Consider the following 16668-nt stretch of genomic DNA (forward strand, 5'->3'; position numbering starts at 1 on the left):
AAAAAGCAGCCAGTTTCCAAAGAATATCTTGCTTCTGGCTCAAAATAGTTTCCAGCAAAAATGCTGCCAGTAAAAGTCGGCGTTTCCATGCATGTCAAAGCGAAAACGTTTTTCTTGCCAGCCCAGGGCAAACAAGGACAAAACCTGATCGTAATAAGCATCCGGTTTGATGGCTTGTGCCTGCAAGCGCAATTGCTGCTGCACCAGTGTCTTTTGTACGCCATTGACCTCCAGCAGGGGCAGCAGGGCCGCAGAGAAGCCGCTGGAGCCTGGCCCATTGATCTCGCCGCTCAGGATGTCGATAAACTCTGGTGGGTAGCCCTTGCTGTCAACCAGTTGCGCCATGGGGCGCAGCAGTTTAAGCAAATTCGTTCTTTCAGCATCCTGGCTGGCCATCATGCCTGCCCACAGATAAACCCGGATGGCGTTATAGCCACCCTGGCCTTTTTCTACGCCCTGACTATCCGGTAAAAAGCCTTTTTGGACATCGTAAATAATCCAGTCGGCAGCATAGCCTCTGGGGGCACTACCAGCGATGAGACGCATAGCCGGGGCTATCATGCGCTTCCAGCGTTCATCGCTTTCTTTTTGTTCAAACCAGCGCAGCAAGGGCAGAGGCAGGTAGCTGGCGTTGAGTTTCCATTGATTGTTGGGCAGGTTAAAGCCGGTCGGCGCTGGCAATAAACTCAGGCCCAAACCAGGTAGATCTGCGGTTTCTTCATTCAGTATTCTTTGCGCCAGCAAGCTCGACAGGGCAGTATAGCGCTTGTCTTTCCAGGCTTCTCCAGCGACTCCCAGGCTATAGGCTATCCACAGGTCGGCATCAGAAGCCGGGTTTTTGTCGATGACGCCCCAGCTATTATCTTCACGCTGCCCCCATTGCCAGGCTGGTAGGCGCGCCGTCAGGTCACCGGCTGCCAGGTTATTCTCTGTCCAGGTCAGAATGCGTTGAAAGGCGGCTTTGTCGTTGGCACTCAATGCAAAGAACAGGGCATATGCCTGACCTTCCGAGGTCGTTGGCTTGCGTGCGCCGCTGTGATCGATCACACGGCCATCGTCTGCGATGAAAGTTTTCTTGAAATGCTCCCAGCCTGGCCAGGTGTCATTGCAGGAAGCCGCCATGGCAGGACCAGTCAGAATCAGACACAAGCAGACAATGATCAGTAGCAGTTGTTTGGCAAGCCGGGATATGTCGTTCAAGACGTTGAACATGAGGATAGATTTATTTATTTCACAGCAGCATTGCATTACGGGATGAAAATGCTGTCCCGTAATGCAATGTTCAGGCTGGTGCAGACTGATTATTTATCGTAAGAATCAGCGTTCAAGCCCATGACATGCGAGAAGCCGCCATCGACATAAGTGATTTCACCAGTAATGCCGTTTGCCAGTGGTGACAGCAGGAAAGCCGCAGTATTGCCCACGTCTTCGATCGTCACATTGCGGCGCAGAGGTGCGTGTTCGGCAACAAAGCCCAGCAATTTACCAAAGTCCTTGATGCCGCTGGCAGCCAGGGTTTTGATAGGGCCAGCAGAAATGCCGTTGACGCGTATACCTTTTTTACCCAAATGTTCTGCCAGGTAACGTACCGATGCTTCCAGTGAGGCTTTGGCCATACCCATGGTGTTGTAATGCGGGATGGCGCGGATAGCTCCGAGGTAGGACAGGGTCAGCAGGGCTGAGTCTTCACGCAATAGCGGCAGCGCAGCTTTTGCCATTGCCGGGAAACTGTAAGCAGAAATATCATGTGCAATGCGGAAAGCTTCGCGGGAAAAACCATCAAGGAATTCACCGGCGATTGCTTCACGCGGTGCAAAGCCAATCGCGTGCACCAGACCATCGAGTTTGTCCCAGGATTTGCCCAGGTCAGCAAATACTGCTTCAATTTGTTCATCGCTGGCGACGTCACAGTCAAAGATCAGTTTGCTGTCAAATTCAGCAGCAAAATCAGTGATTCTGTCTTTAAAACGCTCTCCGACATAGGTAAAGGCCAGTTCGGCACCTTCGCGTTTGCATGCCTGGGCGATGCCATAAGCAATCGAACGGTTAGACAACAAACCGGTGATCAGAATTTTTTTGCCTTGCAGAAATGCCATGTTGACTCCAGGTAGGGCCGCATCAAGTTAATGGCTGGTCGGCACAATGCCAGGCTAAACCTGCCCTTGATACGTTTTAAAATTTTTTGATACTGCACAAAGTGAGGCTGGGCAACTTGTGCCCAAGCTCACAATAGGTCGGAATTGTAGTGGCTAAGACCAAAACGGGCAAATATTAAGTTTGCTGCGATGGCAATAATGAACCTAATTTGGCAATTCCGGGCAATATTGCTACTGCAATTGCCCGGTTTTTGACTGAATGACTATCAATACAGCTACTTATTTTGCAGATTTGGAGGTCTCCAATTCCTTCAATTGTTGCTCTGCATGCTTGTTATCCGGGTTTAATTTCAGGGACTGACGGTAATTGACGATGGCCAGATCTTTGTTGCCAGCGGCCTCATACGCTTCACCGAGGCTGTCAAAGGCATTGAAGCTGTTCGTTGATAAATGGGTGTTCAGCCTGAAAATCGCTAATGCAGCCTTGAGTTTATTCTGGTGCAATAATTCATAGCCCCAGGCATTCAAATCACTATCCTCAAGAATAAATTCAGGATTCAGTTCAGTGCACTCACTGAACGGGCCTTGCGTACAAAAGAAAACCACTTGCTTTGAAAATTCATGCTTCTACTTTCAAAAAAATGCTGAGGCAGTTCATGTGCTATCAGTGTCTGGCCTGATAGAAGACTTGCCTGTATTCACGATTAAAGTGCGAAGTGCATTTCTTTGAGCAAGGCACCTGGCACGACTGCGCCGCCGGTATGGCGTTCACCATAAGAGCGGTCGTCCATGATGACCTCAGTTTCTTGTGTTAGTTCCAATAAATTCTCACCAAGTATCCTGAATAAGGAGTCATCAAAGCGCATGACATTGAGCGGTGCCTTGATTTCCCCGTCTTCTACCCAGAAGGTGGCAAAGCGGGTCATGCCGGTGATGCGGCAACTGGCACGGTCAGAAAAATTCAAATACCAGAGATTGGCGATATAGATACCGGTGCCGAGTTTGCTTAGCACCTCATTAGTGGCCAGTGTGCCGGCGCGCATGACCATGCATACAGCGTTTTCATCGGCCCCGGCACCATTTGCGCTCAAGCCGAATTCTTTGGCGCTCCTTGGTGAAATCATACTGCCACTGAGTTTGCCCGCGCTGATCAGGGGAATGATGTCGGGCTTGACGAAGCCCTGCTCCTGGAAGGCTGGAGCCAGCCCAATACGGCTGTCTTCTGCAATATCAAGCATGGGGTGAAGGCGCAGCTCTCCCGCCTGCAGGCGGCGCAGGCAGCTATGGCGCGTGCGCAAGGCTTTTTCTGATAGCCCTCCCCAGTTCAGCATCATGATTAATTCATTGAGAGCAGTCGGGCTCAGGTAGACGCGATAATTACCGGGTGGCACAGTCACTGGCGTACGTGCCAGCAAGAGCAGCTTTTGACGGGCATCCGCCATCTTGTGCCGGACTTGCGCAACGTCCCAGCTAGTGCCTGCATAATTGGATTTAACCGCCTTGTCCGCCGTATGAAACAGGCTCCAGTCAAAATTGACATTACTGCTCTCATACCAGTTGCGCTGGCCCAGGGAATTGGCAAAGCCGCGATACTGTGTACCGGTGCTGAGCAAGCCTACCATGTCCACCCCTTGGGTTGCGGTGAGGATCTGTTCCAGCATCTCAGTCACTGGCGGCAGGGCAGAAGGCAGAATTTGCTTGGTGTTTGTTAGCTCGGTGGCAAGCAGCAAATGCGGGTCGTCTGGCAGGTCGGGCAACAGGCTGCGCAAATCAAGCAGGCTGGCGTCGATGACAGCTTGGTCTTGCTCCAGGTTACCGCTAAGATTGAAGCGCATGCTGGCATGTCTTTGTCCGCAGATTAATTGCAGGCTCAGGCTGATTTGCAATACATGGCCAGGCTGACGTATGGCGCTATGATTAAAACGCACAAAGTCGCTAGTCTCGGCAGAAAACCAGCAAGTACTGCTTTCATTGCCACTACTTTCATTGCCTGCCAATATAGTGTTGACGTAATTGGCCAGTGCCAGGAAATAATCGTACATCAGGCTTCCCCTCCAAATACTTCCACTTGCTCAAACAAACAGGCTGGAGAGGCATGGCCGACCCGTATCACTTGCGAGGGCTCGCCCTTGCCGCAAAACGGTGTGCCCATGACGGCCATGGTGCTGGCATCGCCCACCATTTTCAATGAGCGCCAGAAGCTTTCCGAGATGCCGCGATAATTGGCATTCTTGACCAGTTCCTGCAATTGGCCATCCCTTATCATGCGGCCATATTCGCAGCCGAACTGGAACTTGTTGCGTGAATCATCAATTGACCAGGAGACATTGGTATCCATGAGCACGCCGTGTTCAACACTGGCAATCATCTCCGCCAGGCTACTGTCACCGGCTTCTATATTCAGGTTGGCCATACGGTCTATCGGTGGACGGTTCCAGTCACAGGCGCGCGAATTGGCAACGCCAGCCATGCCTGCCCGTGCTTGTGACAAGGCACTGCCCAGCGGTTTTTCCAGTATGCCATTCTTGATGATCCAGGTTTTTTCGGCTGGTGTGCCATCATCATCCCAGCCAAAACTGGCAAATTGTTCTTGTCTGTCCGGGTCATAAGTGACATTCAACAGATCAGAGCCATAGCGAAAATGACCAAACATATCCGGCGTGACGAAGCTGGTGCCGGCAAAATTGCGCTCGTCACCGAGGATGCGGTCCAGCTCCAGCGGGTGTCCTATCGACTCATGGATTTGCAACATCATTTGCTCAGGCATCAAGAGCAAGTCCATACGGCCGCTCGGGCAATTCGGCGCATGCAATAAAGCCAGTGCTTCGCTGGCGACACGCTGGCCCGAGCCATAAAAACCGGCTTGTTGCAAAACCTCCATGCCGCCCTGGCGGCAAAAGCCATTGTATTGACCACCGAGGCTGCGTGTCTGGGTTTCGCTACCCTGGTTGGCAGTGACGCTGAGATTGGGGATCAGGTAATCAAATTGCTGGCGTATATCGGCACCGGCACTACTGACAAATAATTGTTCTGTCCTGGTCTGGCCTATTGAAGCGCTCCAGTCGACGATATGCTGGTTGATCTGGCAAGCGGTGGATTCCTGCATCAGCAAATTGATCAAGTCTTTTCTGCTCAGCCTGGTAGTAGCCGGGCTGGCAGGGCTGCTATAGCTGCCAACCACGGATGATTGCGGCAAGCTGCTGAAATTGGTTACGCTTTTACCTGCACTAAGCTGTGCCCACTGCCGTGCTTGCTGCAGTGCCGCCTGCAAGCCTGCGCGCGACAGGTCACTGGTGGCGGCATAACCGTAGCCACCCTTGTCTATCACGGTCAGCATGGCGCCAAAACTGCGCTGGCTCTGCAGCGGTTGCAACACATCTTGCCTGACCAGCATTTCTTCACTGCGTTCATCCACCACGCGCAGCGAACAAAAATCAACGGCAGGCATTAATTCGAGAAACAGGTTTTTCAAGGCATCCAATATGGACTCCCTATTGCAGGTAAGAAGGTACGCAGCTTCGGGCATCAAAGCTGAGGGATGGTCATCTTGCCAGTGTTTGACGCTTTGGTCAAAGAGATAACTCAAACGTAGCGATGCTGGCCCTGCATAGCTTGCCAGATATGCAGGTGAGCAATAGTTTTAAGATGAATATTGTTTGCTGTATTCCCGAGGCCAGAATCGAACCGGCATTGCGCCGGTTCGTCTTACAAGCTTACTTAGTGCCTTAGTGCTGCAAACCTTTAGGTATGGCGTTCAGCAAAGTCTTGGTATATGCCTGAGTCGGGTTCAGATACAGATCATCTGAATTCGCCAGTTCAACGACTTTACCTTTGTTCATTACCATGACCTGGTCGGCAATGTATTTGACGACGGCCAGGTCATGCGAGATGAAGATGTAGGACAGGCCAAATTCTTCCTGCAAATCCTGCAGCAGATTCAATACCTGCGCCTGCACCGATACGTCCAGTGCTGATACTGATTCATCACAGACCAGTACTTCCGGCTTCATCGTCAGGCAGCGTGCAATCGCGATACGCTGACGCTGACCACCAGAAAATTCATGCGGGTAACGGTGGAAGGCTACGGTGGGCAAGCCAACTTTTTCCAGCAACTGATAAGCCATGGCAGAGCGCTCGCTATCGTTGGCACCAATATTGTGGATGTGCATGGGTTCCATCAAAATCTGCCCGACAGTGAAGCGTGGATTCAACGATGCATACGGGTTTTGGAAAATGATTTGTATGCGGCGCTTGTAATGATGGAATTCCTTGTTCGACATGGCGAGGATATCCTTGCCTTCAAACAGTGCCTGGCCAGAAGTCGCCTGGTGCAGGCGCATCAGTGTCAGGCCCACCGTAGTTTTGCCTGAGCCAGATTCGCCCACCACGCCCAGGGTCTTGCCACGCGCGAGTTTGAAAGATACACCTTCGACTGCCTTGAATTCTTTTTTGCCAAAGAAACCTTCGCGGGAATAGAAACTCTTGCCCAGGTCCTTGACTTCGAGCACGATCTCTTCATCACCTTTAAGGCCACGCGGGCGTTGTTTTTGATCAAGCAGTGCGCCATTATTGTTCATAAAATCAGCAATGACCGGCAAGCGCCACGGGCGGGTGTCGAGAGTGGGGCGGCAGTGCAAGAGCGCCTGGGTATAGGTATCTTTCGGGCTTTCAAAGATTTGTTCTACCGTGCCCGCTTCGCGGATTTCGCCATTGCGCATGACGATGACGTGGTCGGCAATTTCACCAACCAGGGCCAGGTCGTGGGTGATGAAAAGCACTGACATCTTGTGCTTGATGCGCAGGGCGTCGATAAGGTCGATGATCTGCTTTTGTATCGTGACATCGAGGGCTGTAGTCGGTTCATCAGCAATCAGCAATTTGGGTTCGCAGGCAATCGCCATAGCGATCATCACCCTTTGCTGCTGGCCGCCAGACATCTGGCTGGGGTAGGCGTCTATCTTGTTCTTGGGATCGGGAATGCCAACTTCTTCCAGCAATTCTATTGCTCGCTTGCGAGCTTGTTTGGCATCCATGCCCATATGCAGGCGCAAGACTTCTGCGATCTGAAAACCGACAGTAAACACCGGGTTCAGTGAGGTCATCGGCTCCTGGAAAATCATGGAGATTTCCTTGCCGCACAGATCACGCCTTTCAGCAATGCTGAGTTCCAGCAGGCTGCGGCCTTCAAAAATGATCTTGCTGTCAGCAGCGATGCTGGAGGTATCTGGTGGCAGCAATCCCATGACGGCGAGTGAGCTGACTGACTTGCCACTGCCTGATTCCCCGACCAGGGCAACGGTGGAATTGCGCGGGATTTCAAAGGAAATACCTTTGACCGTTTCCACACTATCTTTTTTATTGACACGGAAAGACACGCGCAGGTTTTCTACTTTCAGCAAAGCTTGATTTGGGTTTTCTTGACTCATGATCTGTCCTTATTTCAACTTGGGGTCAAGCGCATCGCGCAAGGCATCGGTGAACAATGAGAAGGCTGTTACCAGCACGGCCATCGCTGCGGTTGCGGCAACCAGTTGCCACCATTTACCCAAAATCAATTCATTCTGCGCTTCATTAAGCATACTGCCCCAGGACACCACACCAACCGGCACGCCAAAGCCCAGGAAGCTCAGGATAACTTCAGACTTGATAAAACCAACAACAAGTATCGATACCTGTACCAGTGCCACATGGCTGACATTCGGGAAGATATGCACGAACATCTTGCGCCAGTGTGAAGCACCGATAGCATCTGCCGCCCATACATATTCACGCGCCTTGTGCTTCATGTATTCAGCCCGGATCAGGCGGAAAGGCCCTGTCCAGCCAGTGAAAGCCAGAATCAGGATGATGGTAGTCACACCTTTTTGCTGCAATACAGCCGCCACCGAAAGTATCAATAGCAGGTAGGGGATAGAAGTGAAGATGCTATAGAACCAGTTAAAGAAATCATCGACTTTACCGCCAAAGTAACCAGCCAGCGCACCAAACATGGTGCCCAGCAGGGTTGCCAGAAAGGCCGCTACCAAACCAACGACGATGGAAGTCTCAGCACCCTTGATGGTCTTTTTGATGATGTCGTGCCCCCATTTGTCTGCGCCAAAGGGCAGGGTAGTCAGACGCTCAGCTACTTGCGCTTTGCCAGACTTGGCCAGCTCTACGCGGATTTCGGCCATTTCCTTTGCCAGCGGGTCAGGAATGCCGTAATCATTGACGATGACCGCTTGATCAGCGTCTGGTTGCTTGCGCAATTCGCGAATGATGTCGGCCAAAGGATCGAGTGGATTCTCTGGTGGGGGTGCTTCGACCTCCACCTTGGCGACAGTGCCGGTATCTGCACCAACAAAGCTCGGTGGTGCATAACTGACACCGCTCTCTTGTTCCCAGTCAGAGGCGATGATGCCAGTCGCAGACAGTATCAGCGTCAATAAAAACGCGGCTACGATTGCCAAGGCAATCATAGCGACTTTGTCTGCGCGCAAACGGCGCCAGGCTAGTGCCCATAGTCCGGGTGACACAGTTTGTACAGTTGGATTTGTGATAGTCGTGCTCATGAATGATCCTTATTTCAACTGTACGCGTGGATCAACCGCCTGGTACAGCAGATCGGTCAACAAATTAAAAAACATGGTGGCTGCAGCGACATACACGGTGATCGCTTTGATCACTGGAAAGTCACTGCGTTCCACTGCCAGTATCACTTCACGGCCTATGCCAGGGATGGAGAAGAAGCGTTCAATCAGGAAGGCGCCAATCAGCAGCGCAGGCAGGTTGGACATGACGTGGGTAATGATAGGTATCGATGCATTACGCAAGACGTGCACCCATTTCACGCGGCTTTCGCTAACACCTTTGGCACGTGCAGTGCGTACGTAGTCCTGGTTCACTTCATCCAGCACAAAAGTGCGGAACAGACGCAGGTTGGGGGCCACGCCGACTGCCAGGGCAATCAGGATGGGCAGGGCGGAGTATTTGAACAGGTTTTCAGCAAAGTGATTGCCCCAGCCTTGCACCGGGAACATACCCAGCTTGTAGGCGAAGAAATATTGGCCAACAATAATGTAGACCAGAATACTGACTGACATACCCATCGTGCACGCGATCATCACAGAACGGTCTGTGAAAGAACCGCGCTTGAAGGCAATTGCCAGTGCCAGTGCAATGGCAATCAGGGTTTCGATAATCGTCAGTGGTATCAGCACAGTCAGCGAAGGGCCAAGACGAGTGCCTATGATGGATGAAACAGCCTCGCCAGTACTCCAGCTATTGCCAAAATTGAAGGTGGCGATCTGTTTGATGAAAATCCACAACTGTACATAGTAGGGTTGGTCTATGCCCAACTGAGTGCGGATATTGGCAATCTGTTCGGCATTCGACATCTTGCCTGCCAGGATATAGGCAGGGTCGCCACCCACCCAGTTAAACAGGAAAAACACCAGCAGGATGACACCCAGCATCGTGGGTGCCATCTGCCATAAGCGGCGCAGTATATAAGCGGTCATGTTTGTCTCTCGGTTTTCAAATTTCAGTTAGTCTGCGGCTCATTTTTTTGTCTATTTGTTCTTGTCGATGTCGATCTGCATCCACTCTATATGCATGATGGGATGTTTTTTGTGACCTATGACGCGCGGCTGTGACAGCATCATGCGGTGGCGCGCATAGCCTACGCGCTGGGCGGAATACAATTCCATGACGCGCGCCATTTTGTGATACAGCAAGTCACGTTCGGGGCCTGCAGGCAATTTCTGCGATTGTTCATACAACTGGTCATATTCTGGAATGCTGACGCAGCCGTTATTATTCATGTGGATGTTTTTACTGTAAAACAACTGCATGAAATTATCGCCATCAGGATAGTCAGCCAGCCATGGAGAAATACGTTGAGTGAGCTGACATTGTTTCTCTGCCTTGAGAATTTCAGCAAACGGGCGGAATTCAGCGCGCATCTTGATGCCTATGCCGTCGTAAGATTTTTTCCAGACTTCGGCCTGCAAATGACCGCGTGATTCGGTTTGTGCAGTGTGAACAATTTCCAGCGGGCTGCCGTCAGGCAGGGTGCGGTAACCATCCTTGCCCTTTTTGTAGCCGAATTTATCCAGCAAGGCATTGGCTGCGGCCGGGTTATATTGCACACTGCTCTTGTAACTGGGATCATGACCGACCACACCTGGTGGAATAGGGTATTGCAGTGGAACTGCATGACCATTGTCGACGATACGAATTTCTTCTTCGACGTTATGAGACATGGCCATGGCACGGCGCAAGGCGATTTTTTCTTTGCTCAAGCCACCGAACACGGGATCCTGCATATTCCAGTAATAGATAGTCAGCTCAGGGTCGACGATGCGGGACATCTGCACACCACGCTTGGCAAACTCCGGTTTCAGTTCAGGACCATTCAAGACTTGTGGTGCCAAGCCGCCATACAGCTGGAACAAGTCGATTTCATCTTTTTGGAAGGCCAGTAGACGCGACTGATCTTCCAGGATCACGCTCACCACCACACGCCCTATCTGCGGCATGCGCTTGCCTTTCATAGCGGCGATGATCTTCTGGTCATTGGGGTCTGCACTGGCCTGGAAATCCCAGATCATCTTATGGAAGTCTGGATTAGCGTCGAGCACCATTTTTGAGCCGCGCACCCATTCAGTCAATTTGTAAGGGCCGGTGCCTACCGGGTTTGCCATGGCAGCACCTTGTACATCCTGGTATTTTTCTATGACTTCACGCGCCACGGCTGACATGGCAGTGTAGGCCAGGATCATGGGTAAATTAAAGTCAGGACGTGTCAGATGGATGCGCAAGGTATATTTGTCGACGATTTCAAATCCGGGTATCTTTGCGGAATAATCGAATTTGCCAGTCTTCTTTGCTTGTGCCGCCAGTTGATCCAGGCCGATGATCTTGTCTTCCAGTAGCCACAAATGCGTAGAAGCGATCTTGGGATCCATCAGACGTTTGAAAGAATAAACGTAGTCTTCCACTGTCAACTCACGTTTTTTACCGTTGAAGGCAGCATCCGGTGTGAAGTAAATCCCTTTTTTTAGCTTGATTGTGTAGGTTTTTCCATCAGCAGAAATCTCTGGCATGCCATCTGCCGTTTCTGGAATGATTTTCGCAGGACTGGCCAGATAATCGTAAGTAAACAGTCGCTCAAAAACGACTTCATTGATGGCGTTTGAATACAGATCACGCGTCGCAGCCGGATCAAAACCGGTTTCTGCCACCGGGAAGATAGTGCGTAATACTTTTTCCGGATCTGCAAATTCAGGAGTGGCTGCAAGTACTGACGTAGGCAGACTGACAGATACCAGGCCAGCCAGACCCAGGCAAAGTGCCATGGCAGTTTTGCCAAGCTGATGAGCTGCACGGCCAGGCTGACACGTAATGGTGGACTTCATAGACAAATTCTCCTGCTATTTTTTTCGACGGTGATAAGTAAGATAAACACAAGATAGACACAAGACAGACAAGGCTATTGGCATTGCGTGAGCAGCTTAATGCTTTTCCACATCAATAAATGCCCAATCCGAATGCATGATGGGATGCTTTTTATAGCCTATGATCCAGGGACGGTACAGCCAGCTGCGGATGCGGGAAGTGTGCATTATCCAGGGAGTATCAGCTTCAACCTGACGGTTCATTTGTGCATAGACCTTGTTGCGTGCTTCACCCAGGGGCATGGATACTGCTTTGCGGTACAAGGCATCATAGGCAGGTGATTCATAGCAGGCATGATTGCCCGCACCAGATTTTGGGCCATATAGAAGTAGCAGGAAATTTTCGCCATCAGGGTAGTCTGCATTCCAGGCACCATTCCACATGGTGAGCTTGCAGGCAGATGCGGCTTTCAGATTATCGGCGAAATTGCTGACCTGGAAGTCTATGCGCAGCCCTATCTTGTCCAGCCCACGCTTATAGATTTCAGACTGCACTTTATAAATGGCGGCAGGTTCCACGGTTTTCTTTATCGTCAGTGGGCTGCCATCAGGATTATTTCTATAGCCATCCACGCCACGCTTGTAACCAAAATGATCTAGCAGTTTATTGGCCAGTTTGATGTCATACACCAGGCTGCTGCGGTAGGATGGGTCATAGCCAACGATATCTTTAGGGATGATCATTTCTGAGCGTATCGCTTGTCCCAGGCGCATTTGTGCAATTTCGTCTTCATAGCTGTAGGCCATGCCTATGGCACGGCGCAGGGCAATTTTTTCCTTGCTATAGCCGCCGATGACAGGATCGCGCATATTGAAAATCGTAAAAGTATTGCCAGCATCGGTGACCCTGTCCATCTTGATGCCCTGGTCTTTCAGCTCAGGCTTGAGTTCAACGCCATCCAGCGCTGCAGTGGCGGCACTTTGCGGCAATTTGTCTATATCCAGTTGTCCATCCTGGAAGGCTAGCCAGCGCGATTGCTCTTCTTCTATGATGCTGATATCGATCCTGCCGACCTGGGGCATTCTCTTGCCCTTCATTTGCCTGACAATGTCGTTGTCACGGGCGCTGCCTGTGGAAGCGAAGTCCCAGGTATAGCCGCGGTATTCCGGGTTGGCGGTCAAGATAATTTTACTGCGTGGCAAGTATTTTTCTATCATGTAGGGGCCAGTACCTACCGGATGCAAGCCAGTCTGATCGCCATAGGTTTCAATGACTTCTCTGGCGACCGCGCCAAAGCCACCATAGGCAAGCAGATACAAGAAATTGTAGTCAGTGGCCTTTAACTCTATTCTCAGGGTGTACTTATCGATGGCTTTAAGACCTGCTACTGGCGCATCATAATCAAACTTGCCGGTTTTCTTGGCTTTATTGGCAATTTCATCCAGGCCAATTATCTTGCCATCTATGAAACTGGCGTGCGGAGAGCGGTTTGCTGGATCAAGCACGCGCTTGAACGTATAGACATAGTCAAGCGCAGTCAATTCATGTTTTTTACCTTTAAAGGCAGGGTCTGGCGCGAAATAGATGCCTGGCTTGATTTTGAAGGTGAAAACCTTGCCTTGTTCGCTTACTTCAGGCATGGATTCTGCTGTCAGCGGCAAGAGGCGGGTAGGGCGCGCCAGATAATCGTAGCTTAACAAAGGTTCGTAAATTGCTTCGCCGACCCAGCCAGAATAAAAATTCTGTGTTTTAACCATGTCAAAACCGTCGTCAGCCGCTTCAAATGCTTGCCTGACAACTTTGTCCGGATTTGCCGGATTGCTGGCATGTACAGCATGTAAAGAGAATGTCGTCAGCAACAAGCTGAACATGCAAGCAATTTTTTGTGGGGGCGTCAACATTTCTCTTACCTCTTGTCCTGATACAACATCGTGGTGATACAAATTCGCTTTGCTTAAGCATGGATCAGGCCTGATCAGAAAAAATTCCTCAGTCAGGTGGATAAATTCTTGAAATAGATAAGAATTGATCAGATTAATTTACATATTGCACATGCAAATTAATTTCTTTCTTAATTTCTTCCTGGGTTTTCCAGCTTAAGTTGCAAAAAGCCGTAACCATAACGCAAGAGTCTGGTCGATAGGAGAGTGAAAGAAATTTTTATTTCATATTGATATGCTGCAGTGTGACAAATTTTTTCAAATTGAATTTTTCGAGTGTATTTTGATAATAAATGCGCATTATTCAGGGGAGTTTGATGTTGCTATGCACTATCGCGGTGCAATATTTAGACGCAACTTTAGATAGTTTGCCAGCTAAAAAAAGGCTCAAAAAAAATTTAATTTTGGTGAATGGCAGGCATGGCAAATTAATCAGTGTAAGGAAGTGTAAAAAAAGCTGCGTCCTTATAATTTATGCTGCATAGCACAAGAAATTAGGTTTCCTTTACGGGTGTTTTTTTGGCAAAATGCGCAATGTTGTTTTTTTGATGGATGAGCTGGCATTGCACTTGACAGCTTCTGTGCTGAAGTGGTTTTATGCGCCTTCGGAAAATTTTCTGACGCCAAAATTTACATTTTTGTCCGCGTGAAAGCAGTTTTTTTTACAGAGGCGATTCAGGCGGCAGATTTGTTTGACGTGACGTGTGCTTCTTGTACGAGGTTGCGACGTATAAAAAATTTTCTTTACCATCTTGGCTTGCCTGTTCACTTGTAACATCGTGGTCGGGATGGTGAAAATAGATCAATAATTTTATTAATGGTCAGTTGCTGATGTGATCAGTAAAGTTGGATAGTTAAGCCGCAGGCAAAATTAAATAAGTCAGTTTTAAGAAAAAGCGCGATTTATATTTTGATGAGTCTGCTGCTTATGAATTTATAAGTGGTTTTGTATCGGTATGGCTTTTTATTGATGCTCAGCATTTATAATCACTTTTTTGTTTGAGTTGTTTTGACTTGCGTCAGACAGTAGACCTAGTGGTAGTGGAGGAGCAGGAATGGATTTTTCAAATCGCCAGCAAGAGCCGGGAAAGAAATTTATCGGTTTGGGGCTGGTCATATTATTTCACATACTTGTCGTATGGGCGCTGGTATCAGGCCTGGCACGCAAGGCCATGGAAGTGGTCATCAAGCCACTGGAAACCAAGATCGTGGAAGAGGTGAAGCCTCCTCCGCCACCACCAGACACGCCACCACCACCGCCACCAAAACTGCTGGCACCGCCACCACCGTTCATTCCGCCACCGGAAGTCCAGGTGCAGCAACCGGCACAACAGCAGCCGACCATTACGGCAGTGTCGAATGTCAAGCCAGACAATCCTGTCTTCACCAAGGCACCGCCAACAACAGCGCCGCCCGTCGAAGCCAAGGCCACTGGCCCTGTGACAGTACCCGGCGTGATCGACTTCAACGTCGGTGGTTGCAAACCAGAATACCCACGCGCCTCGTTGCGTAATGAAGAAACTGGTACCGTGCAATTGTCCGTGTTGATCGGTGCAGACGGCTCGGTAGCCGATGTCAAGATTGACAAATCCAGTGGTTTCCGTGGTCTGGACAATGCAGTTCGTTCCCAATTGATGTCAGGTTCCTGCAAAAACAAACCAGGTACCGTAGACGGCAAGCCACAGCAGACCTGGGCGAAAGTTCAGTACGTCTGGAAGTTGGAGTAATAAAGAGACTCAGGCAAGAGCAGACTGACAAAGTAATGTTGTCTGCTCTACCCAAGAAAATTCAGTAGTAAAAAAATTTAGCAGTAACAAGATTAGTACCAGGCAACAAACAAACCAAGTCGTACATAAAAACAGCAGTAAGCAATACCAACCTTATTTTGTTAAAAGGAAGCACCTCAATGAAAACCCGTTTCTCCGCATTCCTGGCTGCAACACTCCTGGCTTTGACAGCCGCCGTTGCCGTCGCACCTGCATCCGCACAAGAATCTGCTTCTGCTGCTGCCTCCGCTGCTGCCCCAGCTCCTGCTGCTGAAGCCGCCTCCGCACCAGCAGCGCCAGTTGCTGACGCTGGCGCTCCTGCTGCACCTGCAGCAGCCAAAGAAGTCGTAGAAAACCCATACGGTCTGGACGCTCTCTGGAAAACAGGTGACTTCGTTGCCAAAGGCACACTCATCATCATGGTCATCATGTCCATGGGTAGCTGGTACATCCTCATCACCAAAATCATCGACCAGGTCAAACTGTCTGGCCAGGCTTCTGATGCCCGTTCCAAATTCTGGAAAGCGGCTTCCGTACAAGCTGGTGCAGCTTCCCTCAAAGAAGGCAGCCCATTCCGCTTCATCGCTGACTCTGGCATCAAAGCCACAGAACACCATGAAGGCGCTTTGCTGGAACAAATCGACTTGAATACCTGGGTATCCATGTCCATCCAGCGCGCTGTTGATAAAGTACAAAGCCGCCTGCAAGACGGCCTGGCTTTCCTGGCCACTGTTGGTTCTACAGCACCGTTCGTTGGTCTGTTCGGTACAGTATGGGGTATCTACCATGCGCTGACAGCGATCGGTATGTCCGGTCAAGCATCGATCGACAAAGTAGCGGGCCCAGTGGGTGAAGCGCTGATCATGACCGCGATTGGTCTGGCGGTGGCTGTTCCTGCCGTTCTGGGTTACAACTTCCTGGTCCGCCGCAACAAGAGCGCCATGGAAGACGTACGTGCTTTCTCCGCTGACCTGCACTCTGTTGTCCTGTCCGGCAACATGGGTAAAACAGCTGCCAAGAAGTAATTAGCAATAACTGATTAAAACCCGAAGACCCTTAACCACCGAGGCACAGAGACACAGAGGAAAACACAGAGAAAATCTGGGATGACCTTGCAAGTAATTGCAAACAGGCTTTCTCCTGCCTTTCTCTGTGTCTCAGTGCCTCTGTGTTGAGTGGTCTAAAGGGTCTTCGTGAAATCTGAAAGAGAACACATTATGGCAATGGCAATTGGCAATGATGGTGATGGCGAAGACGAAGTCAATAGCACCATCAACACCACCCCGCTGGTAGACGTCATGCTGGTCTTGCTGATCATCTTCCTTATCACCACCCCGGTGATTACGGATACGGTCAAGCTCAAGCTGCCGGCAGAACACAATCAGATTTACAAAACCAAACCAGAAAACATCACCCTGTCGATCAACAAGGATGGTGATTTGTACTGGAACGGCAGCATGAAATCGCTGGGCGGCCAGGATGCCCTGT

13 protein-coding genes are annotated in these 16668 nt (G+C 50.2%); 3 read left to right on the forward strand and 10 right to left on the reverse strand.

Annotated elements, in window-relative coordinates; translation table 11 throughout:
• Positions 1–39 precede the first annotated feature (39 nt).
• From bcsZ to ACO0LF_RS24160, 10 genes are all read right to left on the reverse strand, one after another.
• Complete coding sequence (gene bcsZ / locus ACO0LF_RS24115) at positions 40–1212, reverse strand: cellulose synthase complex periplasmic endoglucanase BcsZ (protein ID WP_423018642.1); 1173 nt, start codon at positions 1210–1212, stop codon at positions 40–42.
• Positions 1213–1301: 89 nt separating this feature from the next.
• Positions 1302–2096 carry an enoyl-ACP reductase FabI gene (gene fabI, locus ACO0LF_RS24120; RefSeq protein ID WP_110257315.1) on the reverse strand — a complete coding sequence of 265 codons (795 nt, stop codon included), beginning with the start codon at positions 2094–2096 and terminating at the stop codon, positions 1302–1304.
• A gap of 279 nt (positions 2097–2375) precedes the next feature.
• Entirely contained in the window at positions 2376–2624 is a 249-nt protein-coding gene (locus ACO0LF_RS24125) for a tetratricopeptide repeat protein (protein WP_423018644.1), read from the reverse strand.
• Positions 2625–2800: 176 nt separating this feature from the next.
• The gene (locus ACO0LF_RS24130) at positions 2801–4138 is read right to left on the reverse strand and encodes a TldD/PmbA family protein (protein WP_423018646.1); all 1338 of its coding nucleotides are present in this window, start codon (positions 4136–4138) and stop codon (positions 2801–2803) included.
• A complete protein-coding gene (locus ACO0LF_RS24135; RefSeq protein WP_423018682.1) occupies positions 4138–5544 on the reverse strand; it encodes a TldD/PmbA family protein in 1407 nt (468 codons plus the stop codon). The genes ACO0LF_RS24130 and ACO0LF_RS24135 overlap by 1 nt, the downstream gene beginning before the upstream one ends.
• Positions 5545–5821: 277 nt before the next feature.
• Positions 5822–7522, reverse strand: coding sequence for an ABC transporter ATP-binding protein (locus tag ACO0LF_RS24140; RefSeq protein WP_423018648.1), 1701 nt, complete (start codon positions 7520–7522; stop codon positions 5822–5824).
• Between the two features lie 9 nt (positions 7523–7531).
• On the reverse strand, positions 7532–8647 hold the full coding sequence (locus tag ACO0LF_RS24145; protein WP_423018650.1) for an ABC transporter permease: 1116 nt from the start codon (positions 8645–8647) through the stop codon (positions 7532–7534).
• Positions 8648–8656: 9 nt separating this feature from the next.
• A complete protein-coding gene (locus ACO0LF_RS24150; RefSeq protein WP_423018652.1) occupies positions 8657–9595 on the reverse strand; it encodes an ABC transporter permease in 939 nt (312 codons plus the stop codon).
• A gap of 51 nt (positions 9596–9646) precedes the next feature.
• On the reverse strand, positions 9647–11494 hold the full coding sequence (locus ACO0LF_RS24155) for an ABC transporter substrate-binding protein (RefSeq protein ID WP_423018654.1): 1848 nt from the start codon (positions 11492–11494) through the stop codon (positions 9647–9649).
• Between the two features lie 96 nt (positions 11495–11590).
• A complete protein-coding gene (locus ACO0LF_RS24160; protein ID WP_423018656.1) occupies positions 11591–13375 on the reverse strand; it encodes an ABC transporter substrate-binding protein in 1785 nt (594 codons plus the stop codon).
• A gap of 1094 nt (positions 13376–14469) precedes the next feature.
• On the opposite strand from ACO0LF_RS24160, the gene ACO0LF_RS24165 reads away from it, so the two are divergent.
• The 3 genes from ACO0LF_RS24165 to ACO0LF_RS24175 all read left to right on the forward strand — a co-directional run.
• Complete coding sequence (locus tag ACO0LF_RS24165; protein WP_423018658.1) at positions 14470–15141, forward strand: energy transducer TonB; 672 nt, start codon at positions 14470–14472, stop codon at positions 15139–15141.
• A 179-nt stretch (positions 15142–15320) separates the two neighbouring features.
• Positions 15321–16205: a MotA/TolQ/ExbB proton channel family protein gene (locus tag ACO0LF_RS24170; protein ID WP_423018660.1), complete on the forward strand. Its 885-nt coding sequence runs from the start codon at positions 15321–15323 to the stop codon at positions 16203–16205.
• Between the two features lie 192 nt (positions 16206–16397).
• A partial coding sequence (locus tag ACO0LF_RS24175) for an ExbD/TolR family protein (protein WP_423018662.1) occupies positions 16398–16668 on the forward strand: 271 nt, incomplete at its 3' end.

The sequence above is a fragment of the Undibacterium sp. Di27W genome (genome assembly GCF_049340345.1).
In the GTDB taxonomy this organism is placed as follows: domain Bacteria; phylum Pseudomonadota; class Gammaproteobacteria; order Burkholderiales; family Burkholderiaceae_D; genus Undibacterium.

Excerpts from the sequence above, each read along its gene's own strand:
- bcsZ (WP_423018642.1), bottom strand. The coding sequence starts at position 1,212 with ATGTTCAACGTCTTGAACGACATATCCCGGCTTGCCAAACAACTGCTA.
- fabI (WP_110257315.1), bottom strand. The coding sequence starts at position 2,096 with ATGGCATTTCTGCAAGGCAAAAAAATTCTGATCACCGGTTTGTTGTCT.
- ACO0LF_RS24130 (WP_423018646.1), bottom strand. The coding sequence starts at position 4,138 with ATGTACGATTATTTCCTGGCACTGGCCAATTACGTCAACACTATATTG.
- ACO0LF_RS24135 (WP_423018682.1), bottom strand. The coding sequence starts at position 5,544 with ATGCCTGCCGTTGATTTTTGTTCGCTGCGCGTGGTGGATGAACGCAGT.
- ACO0LF_RS24140 (WP_423018648.1), bottom strand. The coding sequence starts at position 7,522 with ATGAGTCAAGAAAACCCAAATCAAGCTTTGCTGAAAGTAGAAAACCTG.
- ACO0LF_RS24145 (WP_423018650.1), bottom strand. The coding sequence starts at position 8,647 with ATGAGCACGACTATCACAAATCCAACTGTACAAACTGTGTCACCCGGA.
- ACO0LF_RS24150 (WP_423018652.1), bottom strand. The coding sequence starts at position 9,595 with ATGACCGCTTATATACTGCGCCGCTTATGGCAGATGGCACCCACGATG.
- ACO0LF_RS24155 (WP_423018654.1), bottom strand. The coding sequence starts at position 11,494 with ATGAAGTCCACCATTACGTGTCAGCCTGGCCGTGCAGCTCATCAGCTT.
- ACO0LF_RS24160 (WP_423018656.1), bottom strand. The coding sequence starts at position 13,375 with ATGTTGACGCCCCCACAAAAAATTGCTTGCATGTTCAGCTTGTTGCTG.
- ACO0LF_RS24165 (WP_423018658.1), top strand. The coding sequence starts at position 14,470 with ATGGATTTTTCAAATCGCCAGCAAGAGCCGGGAAAGAAATTTATCGGT.
- ACO0LF_RS24170 (WP_423018660.1), top strand. The coding sequence starts at position 15,321 with ATGAAAACCCGTTTCTCCGCATTCCTGGCTGCAACACTCCTGGCTTTG.